The organism is Acetobacter ascendens, from assembly GCF_001766235.1.
Taxonomy (GTDB): Bacteria; Pseudomonadota; Alphaproteobacteria; order Acetobacterales; family Acetobacteraceae; genus Acetobacter; species Acetobacter ascendens.
This window is the reverse complement of record NZ_CP015164.1, coordinates 274242-289180: the sequence shown is the minus strand read 5'-3', so window position 1 is coordinate 289180 and position 14939 is coordinate 274242. Positions and strand designations below refer to the sequence as shown.

The following is a 14939-nucleotide window of genomic DNA, read 5'->3' as shown; positions in this document are numbered from 1 at the left end:
AACACACTTTAATTTCTGCGGGCTACCTGTATGGCCCGCAGAAACCCGGCCCCGCTCTTTTTTAGGAAAAACGCTGGCGCAATTCATCTATATGTTCACGCGCACGCCCAGCATTGGCAATATACGCCTGTTGCAGAATGTACCATGCCTTTTCTAATTCGCGCTTATCAACATGGGCAAAACTTTCTGGCCGCTTACGTAAAACGCGCTCCAGATTTTTCAGCCGCACCACCTGATGATGCACAAACGGGCTGGCATAGGCACGCCCGGCAAACACCACTACAGATTGCACGTTTTCCATCTCGGTCAAATATTTTACAGCACAAACATGCCGATAGTTCTGATGCACGGGGTCCATAAACAGCCGGTAGCTTACCCCGGAAGAATTTGGAAAACTCTGTTTCCAAACACCCGGCGTAGATGAACCAGAAATAAAGCCATCGTAATTTTTGGTTTCAATAACCACAATGCCCCACGGGGCTTTTACAAGATGATCTATTTCTGTCAGCCCTCTATCATCTGGAGGGTTCGAAAAACCCTCTGGTTTTAGGTCTCTCTGTGTGATTCCCTCTCTTGTGTGATGACTGGAGGAGTGGCTGATGACGCAGTCTGGTTTCTTTGATGTTGAAGAGCGGCTTGCTCGGTTGAGTGGGCTTGGTGACCAACTTGAAGCATTTTCCCAGACTGTGGATTTTGAGGTATTCCGTCCGGAGCTGAACAAGGCGTTGGCCTATTCAGACAGAAGCAAAGGCGGGCGTCCTCCGTTTGATCCAGTGCTAATGTTCAAAATTCTGGTCATCCAGACGCTGAACAATTTGTCCGACGAACGGACGGAATACCTGATCAACGACCGCCTGTCCTTCATGCGCTTTCTTGGTCTGGGGCTGTCTGACCGCGTGCCTGATGCCAAGACCGTCTGGCTGTTTCGTGAGCGTCTGACACAGGCGGGAGCAATTGATGTTTTGTTCAACCGCTTTGATGCGACCCTGCGGAATGCCGGTTATCTCCCCATGTCAGGTCAGATCCTGGATGCTACACTGGTAGCGGCCCCAAAGCAGCGCAATACCAATGAAGAGAAGGCCGATCTGCGCGAAGGACGGATCCCGCAGGATTGGCAGGACAAGCCCTCAAAGCTGTCCCATAAAGATCGTCATGCCCGATGGACATTGAAGTTCACGAAAGCAAAGCGTCAGGATGACGGGAGTATGCCCGCAACAGATCTGGCCATCCCTTTCTTTGGCTATAAATCGCATGTTTCCATCGACCGGAAATTTCGGCTGATCCGCAAATGGAAAGCGACCGATGCAGCGGCCAGCGATGGTGCCAGACTACGCGAGGGCCTGCTGGATAAAACCAATATGGCATCAACAGTCTGGGCGGATACAGCCTACCGCTCAAAAGCCAATGAGGACTTCATGGACAAGCATGGCTTTGTCTCGAAGGTTCACAGGAAAAAGCCTCATCTCAAGCCGATGCCACGACATATCCAGAGATCCAACGCCGGAAAGTCCGTTATTCGGTCGCGTGTCGAGCATGTTTTTGCCGATCAGAAATCGCAGACAGGACTGTTCATACGAACCGTAGGGATAACCCGAGCCACCATGAGGATCGGGCTGGCCAATATCGTCTATAATATGCGCCGCTTTCTCCTCCTGGAGCGGATTAACGCGAGCGCGTAGCAATTCAGGGCATGAGACCCTCTCTCTGCTCAATACGCAGAGTGAAAATCAGGTCCACGAACCAGCAATCAACTCGCTAAAAACCTGAAATCAGGCAGAAGGGAAATCAATCAACGGTTCTTCGAACCCTCCATCTTCCAGAATAACATTATGCAAGGCTGGCCAGCCCATATGCTGGAGAATTGCGCTTACTTTTTCTTCCCCTTCCCGCCCCTTTTCATGAGCATCAAAATACGGTTTCTCAAAAACCGGCTCTGTGGGGGCTTCCCCCTTAGGTGTTGGGGCCGGAGGTAAGAGCCCTTTTGGAAATTCGCTATGATAGGTTTTCAAGAGGTTTTGAGCGTGATTCAAAGGCAGGATGTGGACGCCAGCACAACGAGGTCGCATGGCCGGAATTACACGCAAGACGAAACGCTATCCGTCTGATCTGACAGATGAGGAATGGGAGCGCATAGCGCCTCTGATGCCCCCTGCGAACCGGCGTGGTCGGAAACGGACAACCGATTTCCGTGAGATCATCAATGCTCTGCGCTATCTCGTGCGCTCAGGCTGCGGTTGGGAGATGCTTCCGGTTCATTTTGGCCCATGTCAAACGGTTTACTGGTGGTTCCGCAGGCTGATGCGCCGTTTCCTGTTCCAGACCATTCATGATGTCTGTCTGATGCTCGATCGTGAAGCGACAGGACGCGAAACCAGTCCATCGGGTGGTGTCATTGATAGCCAGAGTATCAAGGCACCCCACGCAAAGACACGTGGTTATGACGCAGGCAAGAAGATCGTCGGTCGGAAACGTCACATCGCAGTTGATACGGATGGCCGCCTTCTCCTGGTCCAGCTGACAACAGCCGATATTTCGGACAGTGCAGGAGGACAGATGATCCTTGATGCCATTCGTAAACGCTGGCTTTGGGTGAAGCACCTGTTTGCCGATGGAGCCTATGACCGCCTCCAGTTGATGGATAAGGCCACTTTTCTCGACTTCACAGTCGAGATCATCCGGCGGTCAGAGACAGCAAAAGGGTTTGAAATCCTGCCGCGTCGGTGGGTTGTGGAACGGACCTTCGGTTGGATGATCCGCTGGCGTCGCCTTGTGAAGGACTACGAACAGCGGATCGACGTCGCAGAGGCCATGATCCACATCGCCATGGGAAGCCTCATGCTACGCCGAAACGCTCATCCGTGAATTTCCAAAAGGGCTCTAAGCGCGTTTCTGGTTTTTCAATAAAACCAAAAACCAGAAACCCTGCCAGAGCAAGAAGCCCAACAACCAAAGCAATTTTTAGAAGCAGGAACAAGAACGCAAAAACAGTTGAAATATTCAGCAAGACAAGAACGCACACTGCCACTGCAATAATGGCACCAAGTTTATTCATTAAAAAATCTGCCCGATCTTATTGTTTTTTGGCATTCAGCTTACAGGCTGTTCTTGCACGTACATGCAGTGGCACATACAGCGCCTTACGGCAAGCTGCACCACTTTTCAAATTTGCGTGGATATCAGATGGTTTTTACCAAAAAAAAGGCCCCAACATGTGGGGCCTTTTTAACAGGTTTACTGATCCTGATGAATGGTATCCAAATCTGCAAAGCGTGTGTATTCGCCTTCGAAAAACAGATTGATAGTGCCCGTGGGGCCATGACGCTGCTTTTCCAAAATAAGCTCGGCCTTATTATGCACCAGGCTCATCTTGCGCTGCCATTCATCCATCGCCATAGAGTATTTCTCCATGGATTCAAAAGCTGTTTCCTTGGGCATACGCTGTTGCAGGTAATATTCATCACGGTACACAAACATCACCGCATCGGCGTCCTGCTCAATGGAGCCAGATTCACGCAAATCCGATAGCATAGGCCGCTTGTCTTCTCGGCTTTCCACCTGACGGGAAAGCTGGGAAAGCGCAATAACGGGCACTTCCAATTCCTTGGCAATGGCTTTAAGGCCCTGCGTAATCATGGAAATTTCCAACACGCGGCTTTCTGGGCGGGTGCCAACAGATGGCCGCATAAGCTGGAGGTAATCCACCACCACAAGGCATAGGCCCTGCGTACGCTTTAACCTACGGCAGCGTGTGCGCATGGCGGAAAGGGAAATAGCTGGCGTATCATCAATCACCAATGGCAGGCGGGCCAGTTCGTGGCTGACACGCACAAAGCGGTCAAACTCCTTCTGCCCAATATCACCACGGCGGATACGCTCGCCCGAAACCTCTGCCTGTTCAGACAGAATACGTGTGGCCAACTGTTCTGCCGACATTTCGAGCGAGAAAATAGCCACAGCCCCTTTGGGCTTTTCTCCCGTTTCCTCGGCCTCATCCATAATGGCGCGGGCGGCGGAAAAAGCCATTTTGGTGGCCAGCGCCGTTTTACCCATAGCCGGACGCCCCGCCAGAATCAGCAAGTCCGACGGATGCAGCCCACCTGTTTTTTTATCCAGATCACGCAGGCCGGATGTCAGGCCCGTAACGTGCCCTTCGTTCTGGAAGGCTTGGGCCGCAACAGAAATGGCCCCGCTCAGCGCCTTATTGAAGGAAACAAAATCCCCTTCATTGCCTTTTTCCGTCGCCAGTTTGAACAGGGCTTCTTCCCCTGCTTCAATCTGGTCCTGCCCGGAAAGGCCCATGGTGGTGCCAAACGCGCTGTTCACCACGTTTTCACCAATATCAATTAGCTGGCGGCGGATCCACGCATCATGAATGGTGCGTCCGTAATCCCCAGCGTTGATAATCCCGACCATGGAGGACAGCAGCTTGGCCATATAGGCCATGCCGCCAACACTCGCCAAAATGCCGGAATGTTCCAGCTCGGCCCGCATGGTTACGGGGTCTGCCAACTGGCCGTTTTCTATGCGCCGGGCAATGGCTTCATAAATCTGGCCATTTACACGGTTGGCAAAATGCTCACCGGCCAAAAAGTCCGAAACACGATCATAGGCGCGGTTGTTGGTCAGCAACGCGCCAAGCAGCGCCTGTTCGGCCTCCACATTGGCTGGGGGCTGCCGAAGGGTAAGGGCCAGAAGGCTTTCGTCCTTCTGGTTGGGGGTATCTGTTGTTGTCATGCTCACAACACCGCTTGTATCAGATTCGCGCTGCCACGTCCTGCTTACAGGCACATTTCCGCACAGCGTTTTTTATGCAGATGGCACGCAGGCCCGCGCAGCCTGATCCAGCGCATCATACGCCGTTACGATATGATAAAGCGAGCTACTTGGTATTTGTGAAGCAGCGGGTATGCCCTGTGCATCCAGTTGATCTACCCATGTGCCTGTGGGGCAGTCCGTAAAATACCGATCAAGCAGATTGGTGGCCATGCGCGTGGCCCAGCCTGCTTTATCTTGCGGATCATGACACAGCGCGCCACGCAGAGCCTCACCTTGCACCCATAAGCGAAAAGTGGGTTTAAGCACCTGCCCATTCCGTGCAACGGCATCGCGCACCAATGCCGTTTGGGTATCTACGCCATACAGATGTGCAAAATGGTATAAGCGCGCAGCTTGGGCTGCGGTATCCACCCCGCTTTGGCGCGCATAAGCCTGCAACAACCAAACCCATTCAAAATGATGCCCCGGCTCACACCACTGGCCTTCTGGCCCTGCTGCGGGTTGCCAGTCTGGCCCAAAATATTCGCCCAACGTGCCGGTGCGTTCATCCATAAAGCGTTGGCTGAATAGTGCATATAACGCATGAGCTTGCGCCATATCTGCTGCATCGCCCGTTGTTTCATGCAGGGCAAGAACAGCTTCCAGCAAGTGCATATGGGGGTTTTGCTGCCGCCACGCATTATTGGCTGGCAGAGTGTTCATAAACCCACCATTGGGCAGGGCCATTGCCTGCCCCAGCCACGCAAGCGTTTGCCGCGCCAGTTCTACCGCTTGGCCTGTGCGTTCCACACGGCCATACCATGCCAGAGCAAACAGCACGAACGCGATATCATACAAATCTGCACTGTCATCCAACACGGCGCCATCACGCGCTAGCAGCTTAACCCAGCCGCCATCTGGCCTATGAGCGTGCAGCAAAAACTTGAATATACTTTCCGCCCGTTGCGCCGCTGGGTGCCAGCCTTTTAACGCCGCCCAAGAAAACACAAAAAGCTGCCGCGCCTGCACCCTTACGCGCTTAAATGGTGGCAAGGCTGGCGTGCCCTGTAAGGTCAGGCACTCCTGCGCCCCCAAAGCGGCCGGATTTTGGGCTGTACCATCGCACCCTGTGCTGGCCCAAAATGGCAAGGCATCATCAAACAACCAGCGCGCAAAGCGGTTGCGCACGGCAATAAGTGGCAGGTTTTCTGCGCCAGGCAGATTATGCACCGTCATGTATTCCGAATCCGCCCGATTGTAGACGTGGTGGAATGCCCCTGCTGCAAATTGGCCAGCACCAGCCTGCCCCCGGCGGCCTGCACAACATCCGCCCCCACAACCTGTTCGGGCCGGTAATCTGCCCCTTTCACCAGCACATCTGGCATTAGGGCACAAATAAGCTCCCGCGGCGTATCTTCATCAAACGCCACCACAGCATCTACGTAACGGATGGCCGCCATAACAGCAGCCCGAGATTCCAGTGAATTTACAGGCCGTGTGTCACCTTTCATGCGGCGCACGCTGGCATCTGTGTTCAGCGCCACCACCAATCTGTCACACGCGCTGCGGGCTTCTGCCAACAGGCTGATATGGCCGGGGTGGATGATATCAAAACACCCATTGGTAAAGCCAACACGCAGGCCGCGTGCCTGCCAACGTGCCACCTGCGCACATGCGGCAGACAAAGGCAGCAGGTGCGGCACTTCATCCGGGCCGGATTGTTCTTCCAACTCGTGCAGAACTTCCTGAATATCAGCCGTGGCCGTGCCCAGCTTGCCCACCACCACGCCAGCCGCCGCATTGGCAACGCGCATGCCTTGTTCGAAGGACATCCCCGCCCCAACGGCCAGCGCCATGGTGGCAATAACGGTATCTCCCGCGCCAGATACATCAAACACTTCCCGCGCACGGGCAGGCACTGCCAGCACCTTGCCCTCACGCTGCACCAGCATCATGCCTTTTTCCGATCTGGTAGCCAGAATGGCTTGTGCATCGGCCTGTGCCATCACCTTGCTGGCGGCGGCTTCTACATGGGCTGCAGTATCCACTGGCATACCGGAAGCTGCGGCCAGTTCCTTGGCATTGGGGGTAATGCAGGTAGCGCCTTTGTAGCGCGTGTAATCGGTAGATTTTGGGTCTACAAAAGCAGGCACGCCAGCTTGCCGCGCCACGCGGAACAAATGTGCCAGCACAGCCGGAGTGCACACACCTTTCCCGTAATCAGACACCACAACTGCCTGACAAGCCCCAATATGCGCATCAATCTGGCGGCACAGGGCCTCTTGCTCGGGTTCTGCAATTGGAGCGTGGCTTTCTTCATCCACCCGCACCACCTGCTGATGCGCGGCAATAAAGCGTGTTTTGCAAATTGTGGGCCGGGCCGCACTTTGCACCGTAGCATCCACCAGCCGTTTTTTTTCTGCCAATGTGGCGCGCAAACAGGCACCGGCCTCATCCTGACCGCTCAGCCCCACCAGAACGGCACGCCCCCCAAGTGAGATAATGTTGCTGGCCACATTACCGGCCCCTCCGGGCATTTCGCGCCGGGAATCGAGCAACAACACAGGCACCGGTGCTTCGGGCGAGATACGATCCATGCTGCCGTATAAAAAACGGTCCAGCATCACATCACCCAAGCACAGCACGGTAATGGCAGAAAAATCCATGCCGTTCAGGCTCCAAAGCTGGCAACAAAATCCAACAACCCCGTGCGCCGACGGGTTTGCAAACGTGCCGCCGTTAGCACAGAGCGGGCTTCTGTAATGGCACGGTCTAGCTCTGTATTGATAATAACGTGGTCAAATTCCCGCCAATGCGAGATTTCATCCCGCGCGGCGGCCATGCGGCGGGCAATTTCATCCGGATGGTCTGATGCTCGGCCACGCAGGCGGCGTTCCAGCTCTTCCAATGATGGCGGCAGCACAAACAGGCTCACCACATCATCAGGCAATGCATGGCGGATTTGCTGGTGGCCCTGCCAGTCTATGTCGAACACCATATCGTGCCCAGCAGCCAGTGCGGCCTCTACCGGGGCGCGGGGCGTGCCGTAACCACGGCCAAACACGGTGGCCCATTCCAGCAGCTCCCCATTTGCGGCCATGTGCTCAAAATCTTCCATGGTGCGGAAGTGGTAATGCACGCCTTCCTTTTCCCCCGGCCTTGGTTGGCGGGTGGTCACAGAAACCGAGTGTTTGAGCGCGGACTCGGAAGCACGCAGTGCATTGGCAATGGTAGACTTACCCGCCCCAGATGGCGCAGAAATAACCAGGCACACACCGCGCCGCCGTTCTGCTCCGTTATGGTTACCCTGTGCGTTGTGCGCCATGCTGCCTTCCCTGCGTGTTCTATCTATCCGTCTTGCGCCTTCATGCCAGAAGCCGCCATGCTATGCCATAACCACCATAAGCAAAGGCCGATCTGTAATATGAAGCATGATACCGTTCTGATTACTGGCGCATCCTCCGGCCTTGGGCAAACATTGGCCCAAACGCTGGCCCGGCCCGGGCGCACCCTGTATCTGGGCGGGCGCAACGTACAGCGTCTGGAAGAAACTGCCAAAGCCTGCATTAGCCGAGGGGCATCTGTACATTTGCATGTAGGTGATGTGGCAGACCGTGCAGAAATGGATACATGGATCCGCAGCACACATGGGCTGGATCTGGTTTTGGCATGCGCAGGCATAACGGGCGGCACCCGCAAGCCGCAAACGCCCGATGGCGCACCGTATGAACCGGCGGCACAAATTTATCGTATTTTTGAAACAGACATGATGGGCGTGCTCAACACCGTGCTGCCCGCGCTGGATATGATGCAGCATCAGCCACGTGGGGCAGATGGCGTGCGTGGGCGTATCTGCGCCATTTCTTCCGTTGCGGGCGTGGTGTCTTACCCCGGCACGCCCTCTTATTCCGCAGCCAAGGCGGCGGTGGACAGATTTATGGTGGCTACTGGGGGAGATGCCAAAAAGGTAGGTATTTTATTAAGCTCTGTTGTGTGCGGGTTTTTAGATACCCCCATGGTGGCCAAAAACGCCTTCCCCATGCCGGGGCTGACAGATGTGAACAGCGCTTGCCGCCGTATTTTGCGCGGGCTAAGCCGGAACGAACGGCGCATTATCTTTCCGCTATGGCTGGTTGCTGGTTCCCGCTTTATGGATCTGCTGCCCATCCGACTGGCAGAGTTCTATTACAACAATCAGCCCTCAGGGGCCGCAGGTTCCATGCCCGAACCCGATCTTTCATGATACTGTAGCGCTAACCCCAACCACGCCCCACGCCGCAGGAACACGCTATCCATGATACAAAAACCCCCTTCAGCCCCTCAAACCGGTGGCCTGATGGAGGATCTTTCCGCCGCATCTGTAAGAGAACCCGTTCCGGCAACGCTAAAAACCATGCCAACAGACCGGGTGTTCTGGAGCCACTTTTCCCCCAATCTTGGCCCCGGCGGCTGGGTAACGGGGGCATTGCTTACGGGCATGGGGCTGGATTTTCGGACAGGCGTGGCCGCTATTATTATTGGTAACGTAATAGGCGCGCTGCCCGTAGCCCTTGCGGCCGCCATTGGCCCCAAAACCGGGCTTACGCAAATGGAGGCATCTCGCCGGGCCTTAGGGCAAAAAGGCCTGCGCCCTCCGGCGTTTCTGAACTGGATTTATTGCGTAGGGTGGGATGCCGTAAATAACGTGCCCGCCGCTACCGCCCTTATGGCGCTGCTGCTTTTGGCAGGACTTTCCATGCCGTTCTGGCTAGCTTTGGGCATACTGGCCAGTATTCAGATGGTGGCTTCCATTTACGGGCACCATGTGGTGCAGGCCTTGCAGAAATATCTGGGCACAGTGCTGCTGGTGGTGTTCACGCTTATTGGCATTGTGTTTGCGCTAAAAGGGCAGGCCCCGCTGGCAGCGCATCATGCTGTCAGTTTTTCCACCTTTTTGCTGGCAACTGGTGTGTTGGTCAGCTTCAATTTATCCTGGGCCTCGTATTCCTCAGATTACACGCGGTATTTGCCTGCCAATACCAGCCCTAAAAAGGTGGTGTTGCTGGCTTTGGCGGGGCTTTTGGGTTCGGCCATTCCGTTCCAGATTCTGGGGCTTATTTCTGCCGGATCTGTGGCAGAGGCCTCACCCACGGCGGTTATTGCCTCGCTCCAGCAGGCTATGGGGCCGCTTGGGGCCGTGGCCCTTGGGGCTATTGCGCTTTCATCCATTACCAGCAATTCGTTTAACGATAATACCGCCAGCTACAGCCTTATTTCCGCTGGGCTGCATGTGCCCCGCATTGCCGCGGCCATTCTTACAGCCAGCCTTGGCTATGTGCTGGCTGTGGCTGGTGCAGGCCGTTACACCACGCTTTATACAGATTACCTGCTGGTTACCATGTACTGGATTGCCCCGTGGATCGGCATTGTGCTGGCAGACTGGTATTTTGGAGACCGCACAGTGCACCCCATTCCACCGGGCTGGACACGTGGGGCCACTATTTTTGCCGTCACATCCGTGCTGACCATTGCGCTGTTTTCAACCAGCAGCCTGTATACCGGCCCCGTGGCGCGCTGGCTGGGCGGGGCCGATATTGGATATTACGTGGGCTTTTTTGCCGCTGCTTTTTGGTATGCGCTGGGCATGCCTCGGCGCACCAGTTCATAAAGCCCAACAGCAGCAGCCACGGATACGTTCAGGCTTTCCATTTCTCCGGGCATGTAAAGCCCGGCAATTTCATCACAGCTTTCCCGCGTTAGACGGCGCAGGCCCTTGCCTTCTGCGCCCAGCACAAGGGCTACGCGGCGGCCATCAAAACTTGCGCCATCCAGCGTGGTGCCGCCTGCATCTAGCCCTACTGTCCAGCACCCGCTTTTCTGCAATTGCTCGATCGCGCGGGAAAGGTTGACTTCGCGCACCATGGGCACGGTTTCCAGCGCGCCAGATGCCGCCTTGGCCAGCACTGCGGTTTCTTCCGGCGCGTTGCGGTCCTGCACCACAAGGCAGGCAGCACCAAACGCTGCTGCTGAACGCAGAATAGCCCCAATATTACGTGGGTCTGTTACCTGATCCAGCACCAGCACCGGGCCGGGGCGTTCTAGCGCTTCATCCAGCGGCATGGGCGGCAATACACGTGCCAGCAGTGCCACGCCCTGATGCACCGCATCCGGCCCCAGCAGATCATCCAACCGCTGACGCTGCACAAGTTCTGGCGCCACGCGCACAGCGCGGCCAGAGCGTGTGGCCTCTTCCAGCGCGGGATGATTTTCTTCCGTTACCAGCAGGCGTTCATACACGCGGCGCGGATTATTAAGTGCCGCAGCCACTGCGTGCGTGCCAAACAGCCAGCATGTACCCGCCGGAGCCGAAGGCGCGCCTTCCCGCCCACCAGCAGAAGAAACACGAGGGCGCCGCGCAGGACGGCCATGACGAGGTTGACGCATAAACACACAGTTCCGGGTTATTAAGGGTGTAACAGATGAGGCCCTTCTAGCGCATTCCGCCTGCCTGCGCCTATCCCGCATATAAATGTGCGCCGCCGCCATAACAGCGCCATACACAGCGTGCAGGAATGGACATTCCATCACGCCGGCTGTATCGGTCTGAAACACAACAGCATACAGCAACAAAACACGCAGGAGCGGGTTATGACCTCTGCCCCATCCGAAGGTGCCATTACACTGCACCGGAACGATCTTCCAGACAACGTGACCTTTAGTGGGTCCGTGGCCGTGGATACGGAAACAATGGGCCTGAACCCGCACCGGGACAGACTATGCCTTGTGCAGCTTTCTGCCGGTGATGGCACAGCACATCTGGTGCAGATCATCCCCACCTCCCTGGGGGGCAAAGGGTATGATTGCCCCAACCTCAAGCGTGTTATGGCAGACCCGTCCATTACTAAAATCATGCACTTTGCACGGTTTGACGTGGCAATTCTGCAGCACGCGCTGGGCATTACCGTAAGCCCGGTGGTGTGCACCAAAATTGCCGCCCGCCTTGTGCGCACCTTTACAGACCGCCACGGCCTTGCCGCCCTGTGCCGGGATATGCTGGGCGTGGAACTGAGCAAACAGCAGCAGACATCAGACTGGGGTGCGCTGGAACTTAAGCCCGAACAGTTGGCTTATGCTGCATCTGATGTGCTGTATCTGCACGCATTGTGGGATAAAATGTCCGCCCTGCTGGACCGTGAAGGCCGGCGTGAACTGGCACAGGCCTGTTATGACTTCCTGCCCGCCCGCGCCCGGTTGGACCTGCTTGGGTATGAAGACCCGGATATTTTCTCTCACCGCGCGTAAACACGCGCCCTCGCATCCTTTTTCTGATCAACCGGATCGGCTCGGCATGAACATGTCCACCCATATCAGCTCGCAGGCTTCCTCTTCCCCCGGCGTAGAGGCGGCTGACGTTGTGCGCACGGAACGTGCAGGGCTGGATGCACTGGCAGAAGCACTGGAAAACCCCGTAGGGTTGGGCGGTGCCTTTGCAGAGGCGGTAGAAATTATTCTGGCGCTGCCGGGCCGTGTGGTTGTAACCGGCATTGGCAAATCCGGCCATATTGCCCGCAAGGTGCAGGCCACGCTGGCCAGCACCGGCACGCCCGCCATATTTGTGCACCCGGCAGAAGCCTCGCACGGTGATCTGGGAATGGTGCAGAAAGGGGATGCCGTTCTGGCTTTTTCCAATTCTGGGGAAACAACAGAACTGGGAGACATTGCCGCCCATGCCCGCCGCACGGGCCTGCCGCTGCTGGCCGTTACCAGCCGGGCCCATTCCACTTTGGCATCTGCGGCCACAGTGGCGCTTACGCTGCCATCCTTGCCGGAATCCTGCCCCATGGGGCTGGCCCCCACCACCAGCACCCTTACTCAGCTTGCATTTGGTGATGCCTTGGCCGTGGCCCTGCTACGCCAGCGCGGTTTTACCGCCACGGATTTTGGCACCTACCACCCCGGCGGTCGCCTTGGCGCGCGCCTGCGCACCGTGCGGGAACTGATGCGCACAGATAACGCTATGCCATTGGCCACCCCCAATACCCCCATGCGGGACGTTATTGTGGAAATGACGCACAAGGCGCTAGGATGCGTGGCCATTCTGGGCGAGAATGGTACCTTGGCGGGGCTGATCACAGATGGTGACCTGCGCCGCGCGCTTGATCACGACCTGACGACCACGCTGGCGAAAGATGTCATGAACGATTCACCGCTAACCATAGGGCCGGGAATTTTTGCTTCTGAAGCCCTGCGGCTGATGAACGAGCGCAAAAGGCCCATTACATCCCTGTTTGTGTTGGATGATGAACGCAAACCCATAGGCGTTGTGCATGTGCATGACCTGATCCGAGCCGGGGTTGGATGACCAGCCCGGAAGACAAACGCCCGCAACGAGCCGATTTTGCCCGGTCGGAAGAAACCACGCGTCGCCAGCGCGAACGGCTTGCACCTTCTGCCCAGTTGCGCAAACTACCGGATGCCGCCAAGCTGGCACGCCGCCGCACTATGCTGCGCTGGGCCAAGTGGGGGCTGCCTGCAACAGCCCTGCTGTTATTGGTCACTATTGCCGTATGGCCAGAAGTAGACCGGTTGCTAAGTGCCAACCAGACCACCATCAAGGAACTGGCCAAGGTTAAGATTGAAAGCGGCAACCTGATAGGCGCCACGTATCGTGGGGTGGATGAACACAACCGCCCGTTCATGATTACGGCGGACAGTGCGCATCAGGTTAATGACAACCGTATGGATCTGATCCGCCCCAAGGCAGACCTGCTGACACAAGGCGGAAGCTGGCTTTGGGTTGAATCGGAAAAAGGCGTTTACATGCAGCACGCACAGATTCTCGACCTGACCGGAGAAGTGACCCTGTACCGCGATGATGGCCTGATGATGCACAGCCCCGTAGCCGATATTGATGTTAAACGCGGCATTATTGCCTCCGATTCATGGGTGCGGGCAGAAGGGCCTTTTGGCTCGCTTGATGCCAAGGGTTATCTGCTGGCCCAGCATGAGGGTATTGCCCAGTTCCGTGGCCCCGGCCAGTTGATCCTAAATGATGACCGCCACAGTGATTCAGCCCCCAAAGGCAAGGCTTCCTGATATGCGCCGCCTTTTTTCTCGCCCTCGCCCTGCCCTGCGTGTTGCCTCTGCTGTTATGGCGGCACTGCCATGTGCCCTGCTGGCCCTTTCTGGCACAGCGCTGGCGCAGGCCATTGATATGTCCCACGGGGGGCAGATTACCGTTACCGCCGCCGGTGGATTTGACTGGGACCAGAACCAGAAAAAAGTCACCGCCTACGATCAGGCAAAAGCCATCCGTGGGGATGTTACGGTTACGGCAGACAAGCTGATTGCCTATTACCGCAAAAAAGCCCCTGCCCCCGGCATGCCAGATGGCAATGCTCCGGCTGGGGCAGATGGTACAAAACCAGCAAGCGTGCAGGCTCCGGCAGCCAACGGCACCACACCGGCCACACCTCCGGCCAGCACAGATCAGCCGCCACCAGCACCCGCCACCAATGGCAGTGCAGATGCAGGTGGCCAGAAAGCCGCCGGAGGGGATGATCAGGATTCCGGCGCTAACGAAATTTTCCGACTTGAAGCCATAGGCCACGTGCATATCTTCACCCAAACCGATCAGGCATGGGGTGATAAAGCCGTGTACGACATGGATCAGGCCGTGCTTGTCATGACCGGCAAGGCCATGAAGCTGACCACCCCGCAGGATGTGCTGACGGCGCGGGATTCGATGGAATATTATTCGCAGCAGCGTATTTCCATCGGGCGTGGCAACGCCACTGTCACCACCAATGATCAGCGCCAGATCCGGGCTGATGTGCTGGTGGGCTACAGCGCCCCGCCAGATCAGAACGCCCAGCCACAGCAGCAGGCCAACACCACTAACAGCAGCAGTTCAGATCCGCTTAGCAGTGGTTCGGGCAAGCTGGAAAAGGTAAACGCTTTTGGCCATGTATGGGTGCATACGCAAACAGAAATCGTAACGGGGGAACGCGGGGTGTATGTGCCTGATACCGGCATTGCCCGCATTGTTGGCAATGTCCATATCACCCGTGGGCCAAACCAGATTCAGGGCGCTGCCGCCATTATCAACATGCACACAGGCATAGCCACCATGACAGAACGCCCCGGCAGCCGGGTAAGTGGGTTGGTTGTGCCCAATAACGGCGATACGTCGGACAGGAAATAAG

Annotated in this window: 16 protein-coding genes; 8 read left to right on the top strand and 8 right to left on the bottom strand. The window is 56.4% G+C overall.

The features are described 5' to 3' along the window. Positions 1-61 precede the first annotated feature (61 nt). Positions 62-466 (bottom strand): nuclease-related domain-containing protein, encoded by a 405-nt coding sequence (locus A4S02_RS01495; RefSeq protein WP_265733692.1) that lies wholly within the window; start codon positions 464-466, stop codon positions 62-64. A 130-nt stretch (positions 467-596) separates the two neighbouring features. Between A4S02_RS01495 and A4S02_RS01490 the strand changes: the two genes are divergently transcribed. Beyond that, on the top strand, positions 597-1679 hold the full coding sequence (locus A4S02_RS01490) for an IS5 family transposase (protein ID WP_208858931.1): 1083 nt from the start codon (positions 597-599) through the stop codon (positions 1677-1679). A gap of 90 nt (positions 1680-1769) precedes the next feature. Here A4S02_RS01490 and A4S02_RS15495 read toward each other — a convergent pair whose 3' ends face one another. Beyond that, complete coding sequence (locus tag A4S02_RS15495) at positions 1770-2009, bottom strand: NERD domain-containing protein (RefSeq protein ID WP_070322735.1); 240 nt, start codon at positions 2007-2009, stop codon at positions 1770-1772. A 28-nt stretch (positions 2010-2037) separates the two neighbouring features. Here A4S02_RS15495 and A4S02_RS01480 point away from each other — a divergent pair, with 28 nt between their 5' ends. After that, a complete protein-coding gene (locus A4S02_RS01480; RefSeq protein ID WP_082246719.1) occupies positions 2038-2862 on the top strand; it encodes an IS5-like element IS12528 family transposase in 825 nt (274 codons plus the stop codon). Here A4S02_RS01480 and A4S02_RS01475 read toward each other — a convergent pair. The 5 genes from A4S02_RS01475 to gmk form a co-directional block, all read right to left on the bottom strand. Next, positions 2834-3052 carry a hypothetical protein gene (locus A4S02_RS01475; protein ID WP_070322733.1) on the bottom strand — a complete coding sequence of 73 codons (219 nt, stop codon included), beginning with the start codon at positions 3050-3052 and terminating at the stop codon, positions 2834-2836. The two genes, A4S02_RS01480 and A4S02_RS01475, sit on opposite strands and share 29 nt — an antisense overlap. 179 nt (positions 3053-3231) lie before the next feature. Continuing rightward, positions 3232-4734, bottom strand: a complete 1503-nt coding sequence (locus tag A4S02_RS01470) for a replicative DNA helicase (RefSeq protein WP_070324134.1) — start codon at positions 4732-4734, stop codon at positions 3232-3234. Positions 4735-4806: 72 nt separating this feature from the next. Continuing rightward, positions 4807-5991 carry an AGE family epimerase/isomerase gene (locus A4S02_RS01465; RefSeq protein ID WP_070322732.1) on the bottom strand — a complete coding sequence of 395 codons (1185 nt, stop codon included), beginning with the start codon at positions 5989-5991 and terminating at the stop codon, positions 4807-4809. Then, positions 5988-7421: a D-glycero-beta-D-manno-heptose-7-phosphate kinase gene (gene rfaE1, locus A4S02_RS01460; protein ID WP_070322731.1), complete on the bottom strand. Its 1434-nt coding sequence runs from the start codon at positions 7419-7421 to the stop codon at positions 5988-5990. The genes A4S02_RS01465 and rfaE1 overlap by 4 nt, the downstream gene beginning before the upstream one ends. A gap of 5 nt (positions 7422-7426) precedes the next feature. Continuing rightward, on the bottom strand, positions 7427-8080 hold the full coding sequence (gene gmk, locus A4S02_RS01455; protein WP_070322730.1) for a guanylate kinase: 654 nt from the start codon (positions 8078-8080) through the stop codon (positions 7427-7429). 99 nt (positions 8081-8179) lie between these two features. On the opposite strand from gmk, the gene A4S02_RS01450 reads away from it, so the two are divergent. Together A4S02_RS01450 and A4S02_RS01445 are read left to right on the top strand one after the other, a co-directional pair. Next, complete coding sequence (locus A4S02_RS01450) at positions 8180-8998, top strand: SDR family NAD(P)-dependent oxidoreductase (protein ID WP_167542408.1); 819 nt, start codon at positions 8180-8182, stop codon at positions 8996-8998. Between the two features lie 51 nt (positions 8999-9049). After that, positions 9050-10402: a purine-cytosine permease family protein gene (locus A4S02_RS01445; protein WP_070322729.1), complete on the top strand. Its 1353-nt coding sequence runs from the start codon at positions 9050-9052 to the stop codon at positions 10400-10402. Here the strand turns inward: A4S02_RS01445 and rlmB are convergent. Continuing rightward, positions 10336-11178 (bottom strand): 23S rRNA (guanosine(2251)-2'-O)-methyltransferase RlmB, encoded by an 843-nt coding sequence (rlmB, locus tag A4S02_RS01440; protein WP_026019451.1) that lies wholly within the window; start codon positions 11176-11178, stop codon positions 10336-10338. The genes A4S02_RS01445 and rlmB overlap by 67 nt on opposite strands. A gap of 204 nt (positions 11179-11382) precedes the next feature. On the opposite strand from rlmB, the gene A4S02_RS01435 reads away from it, so the two are divergent. The 4 genes from A4S02_RS01435 to A4S02_RS01420 are packed head-to-tail and all read left to right on the top strand — an operon-like array spanning position 11383 to position 14938. Beyond that, the gene (locus tag A4S02_RS01435) at positions 11383-12036 is read left to right on the top strand and encodes a ribonuclease D (protein WP_019089777.1); all 654 of its coding nucleotides are present in this window, start codon (positions 11383-11385) and stop codon (positions 12034-12036) included. A 46-nt stretch (positions 12037-12082) separates the two neighbouring features. After that, the gene (locus A4S02_RS01430) at positions 12083-13096 is read left to right on the top strand and encodes a KpsF/GutQ family sugar-phosphate isomerase (RefSeq protein WP_070322728.1); all 1014 of its coding nucleotides are present in this window, start codon (positions 12083-12085) and stop codon (positions 13094-13096) included. Beyond that, complete coding sequence (gene lptC, locus A4S02_RS01425) at positions 13093-13830, top strand: LPS export ABC transporter periplasmic protein LptC (RefSeq protein WP_070322727.1); 738 nt, start codon at positions 13093-13095, stop codon at positions 13828-13830. Before A4S02_RS01430 ends, lptC begins: the two co-directional genes overlap by 4 nt. A 1-nt stretch (position 13831) precedes the next feature. Continuing rightward, entirely contained in the window at positions 13832-14938 is a 1107-nt protein-coding gene (locus A4S02_RS01420) for an LptA/OstA family protein (RefSeq protein ID WP_070322726.1), read from the top strand. Position 14939 lies beyond the last annotated feature (1 nt).

Excerpts from the sequence above, each read along its gene's own strand:
- A4S02_RS01475 (WP_070322733.1), bottom strand. The coding sequence starts at position 3,052 with ATGAATAAACTTGGTGCCATTATTGCAGTGGCAGTGTGCGTTCTTGTC.
- A4S02_RS01445 (WP_070322729.1), top strand. The coding sequence starts at position 9,050 with ATGATACAAAAACCCCCTTCAGCCCCTCAAACCGGTGGCCTGATGGAG.
- A4S02_RS01435 (WP_019089777.1), top strand. The coding sequence starts at position 11,383 with ATGACCTCTGCCCCATCCGAAGGTGCCATTACACTGCACCGGAACGAT.
- A4S02_RS01450 (WP_167542408.1), top strand. The coding sequence starts at position 8,180 with ATGAAGCATGATACCGTTCTGATTACTGGCGCATCCTCCGGCCTTGGG.
- rlmB (WP_026019451.1), bottom strand. The coding sequence starts at position 11,178 with ATGCGTCAACCTCGTCATGGCCGTCCTGCGCGGCGCCCTCGTGTTTCT.
- gmk (WP_070322730.1), bottom strand. The coding sequence starts at position 8,080 with ATGGCGCACAACGCACAGGGTAACCATAACGGAGCAGAACGGCGGCGC.
- A4S02_RS01430 (WP_070322728.1), top strand. The coding sequence starts at position 12,083 with ATGAACATGTCCACCCATATCAGCTCGCAGGCTTCCTCTTCCCCCGGC.
- A4S02_RS01470 (WP_070324134.1), bottom strand. The coding sequence starts at position 4,734 with ATGACAACAACAGATACCCCCAACCAGAAGGACGAAAGCCTTCTGGCC.
- rfaE1 (WP_070322731.1), bottom strand. The coding sequence starts at position 7,421 with ATGGATTTTTCTGCCATTACCGTGCTGTGCTTGGGTGATGTGATGCTG.
- A4S02_RS01480 (WP_082246719.1), top strand. The coding sequence starts at position 2,038 with ATGTGGACGCCAGCACAACGAGGTCGCATGGCCGGAATTACACGCAAG.
- lptC (WP_070322727.1), top strand. The coding sequence starts at position 13,093 with ATGACCAGCCCGGAAGACAAACGCCCGCAACGAGCCGATTTTGCCCGG.
- A4S02_RS01420 (WP_070322726.1), top strand. The coding sequence starts at position 13,832 with ATGCGCCGCCTTTTTTCTCGCCCTCGCCCTGCCCTGCGTGTTGCCTCT.
- A4S02_RS01465 (WP_070322732.1), bottom strand. The coding sequence starts at position 5,991 with ATGACGGTGCATAATCTGCCTGGCGCAGAAAACCTGCCACTTATTGCC.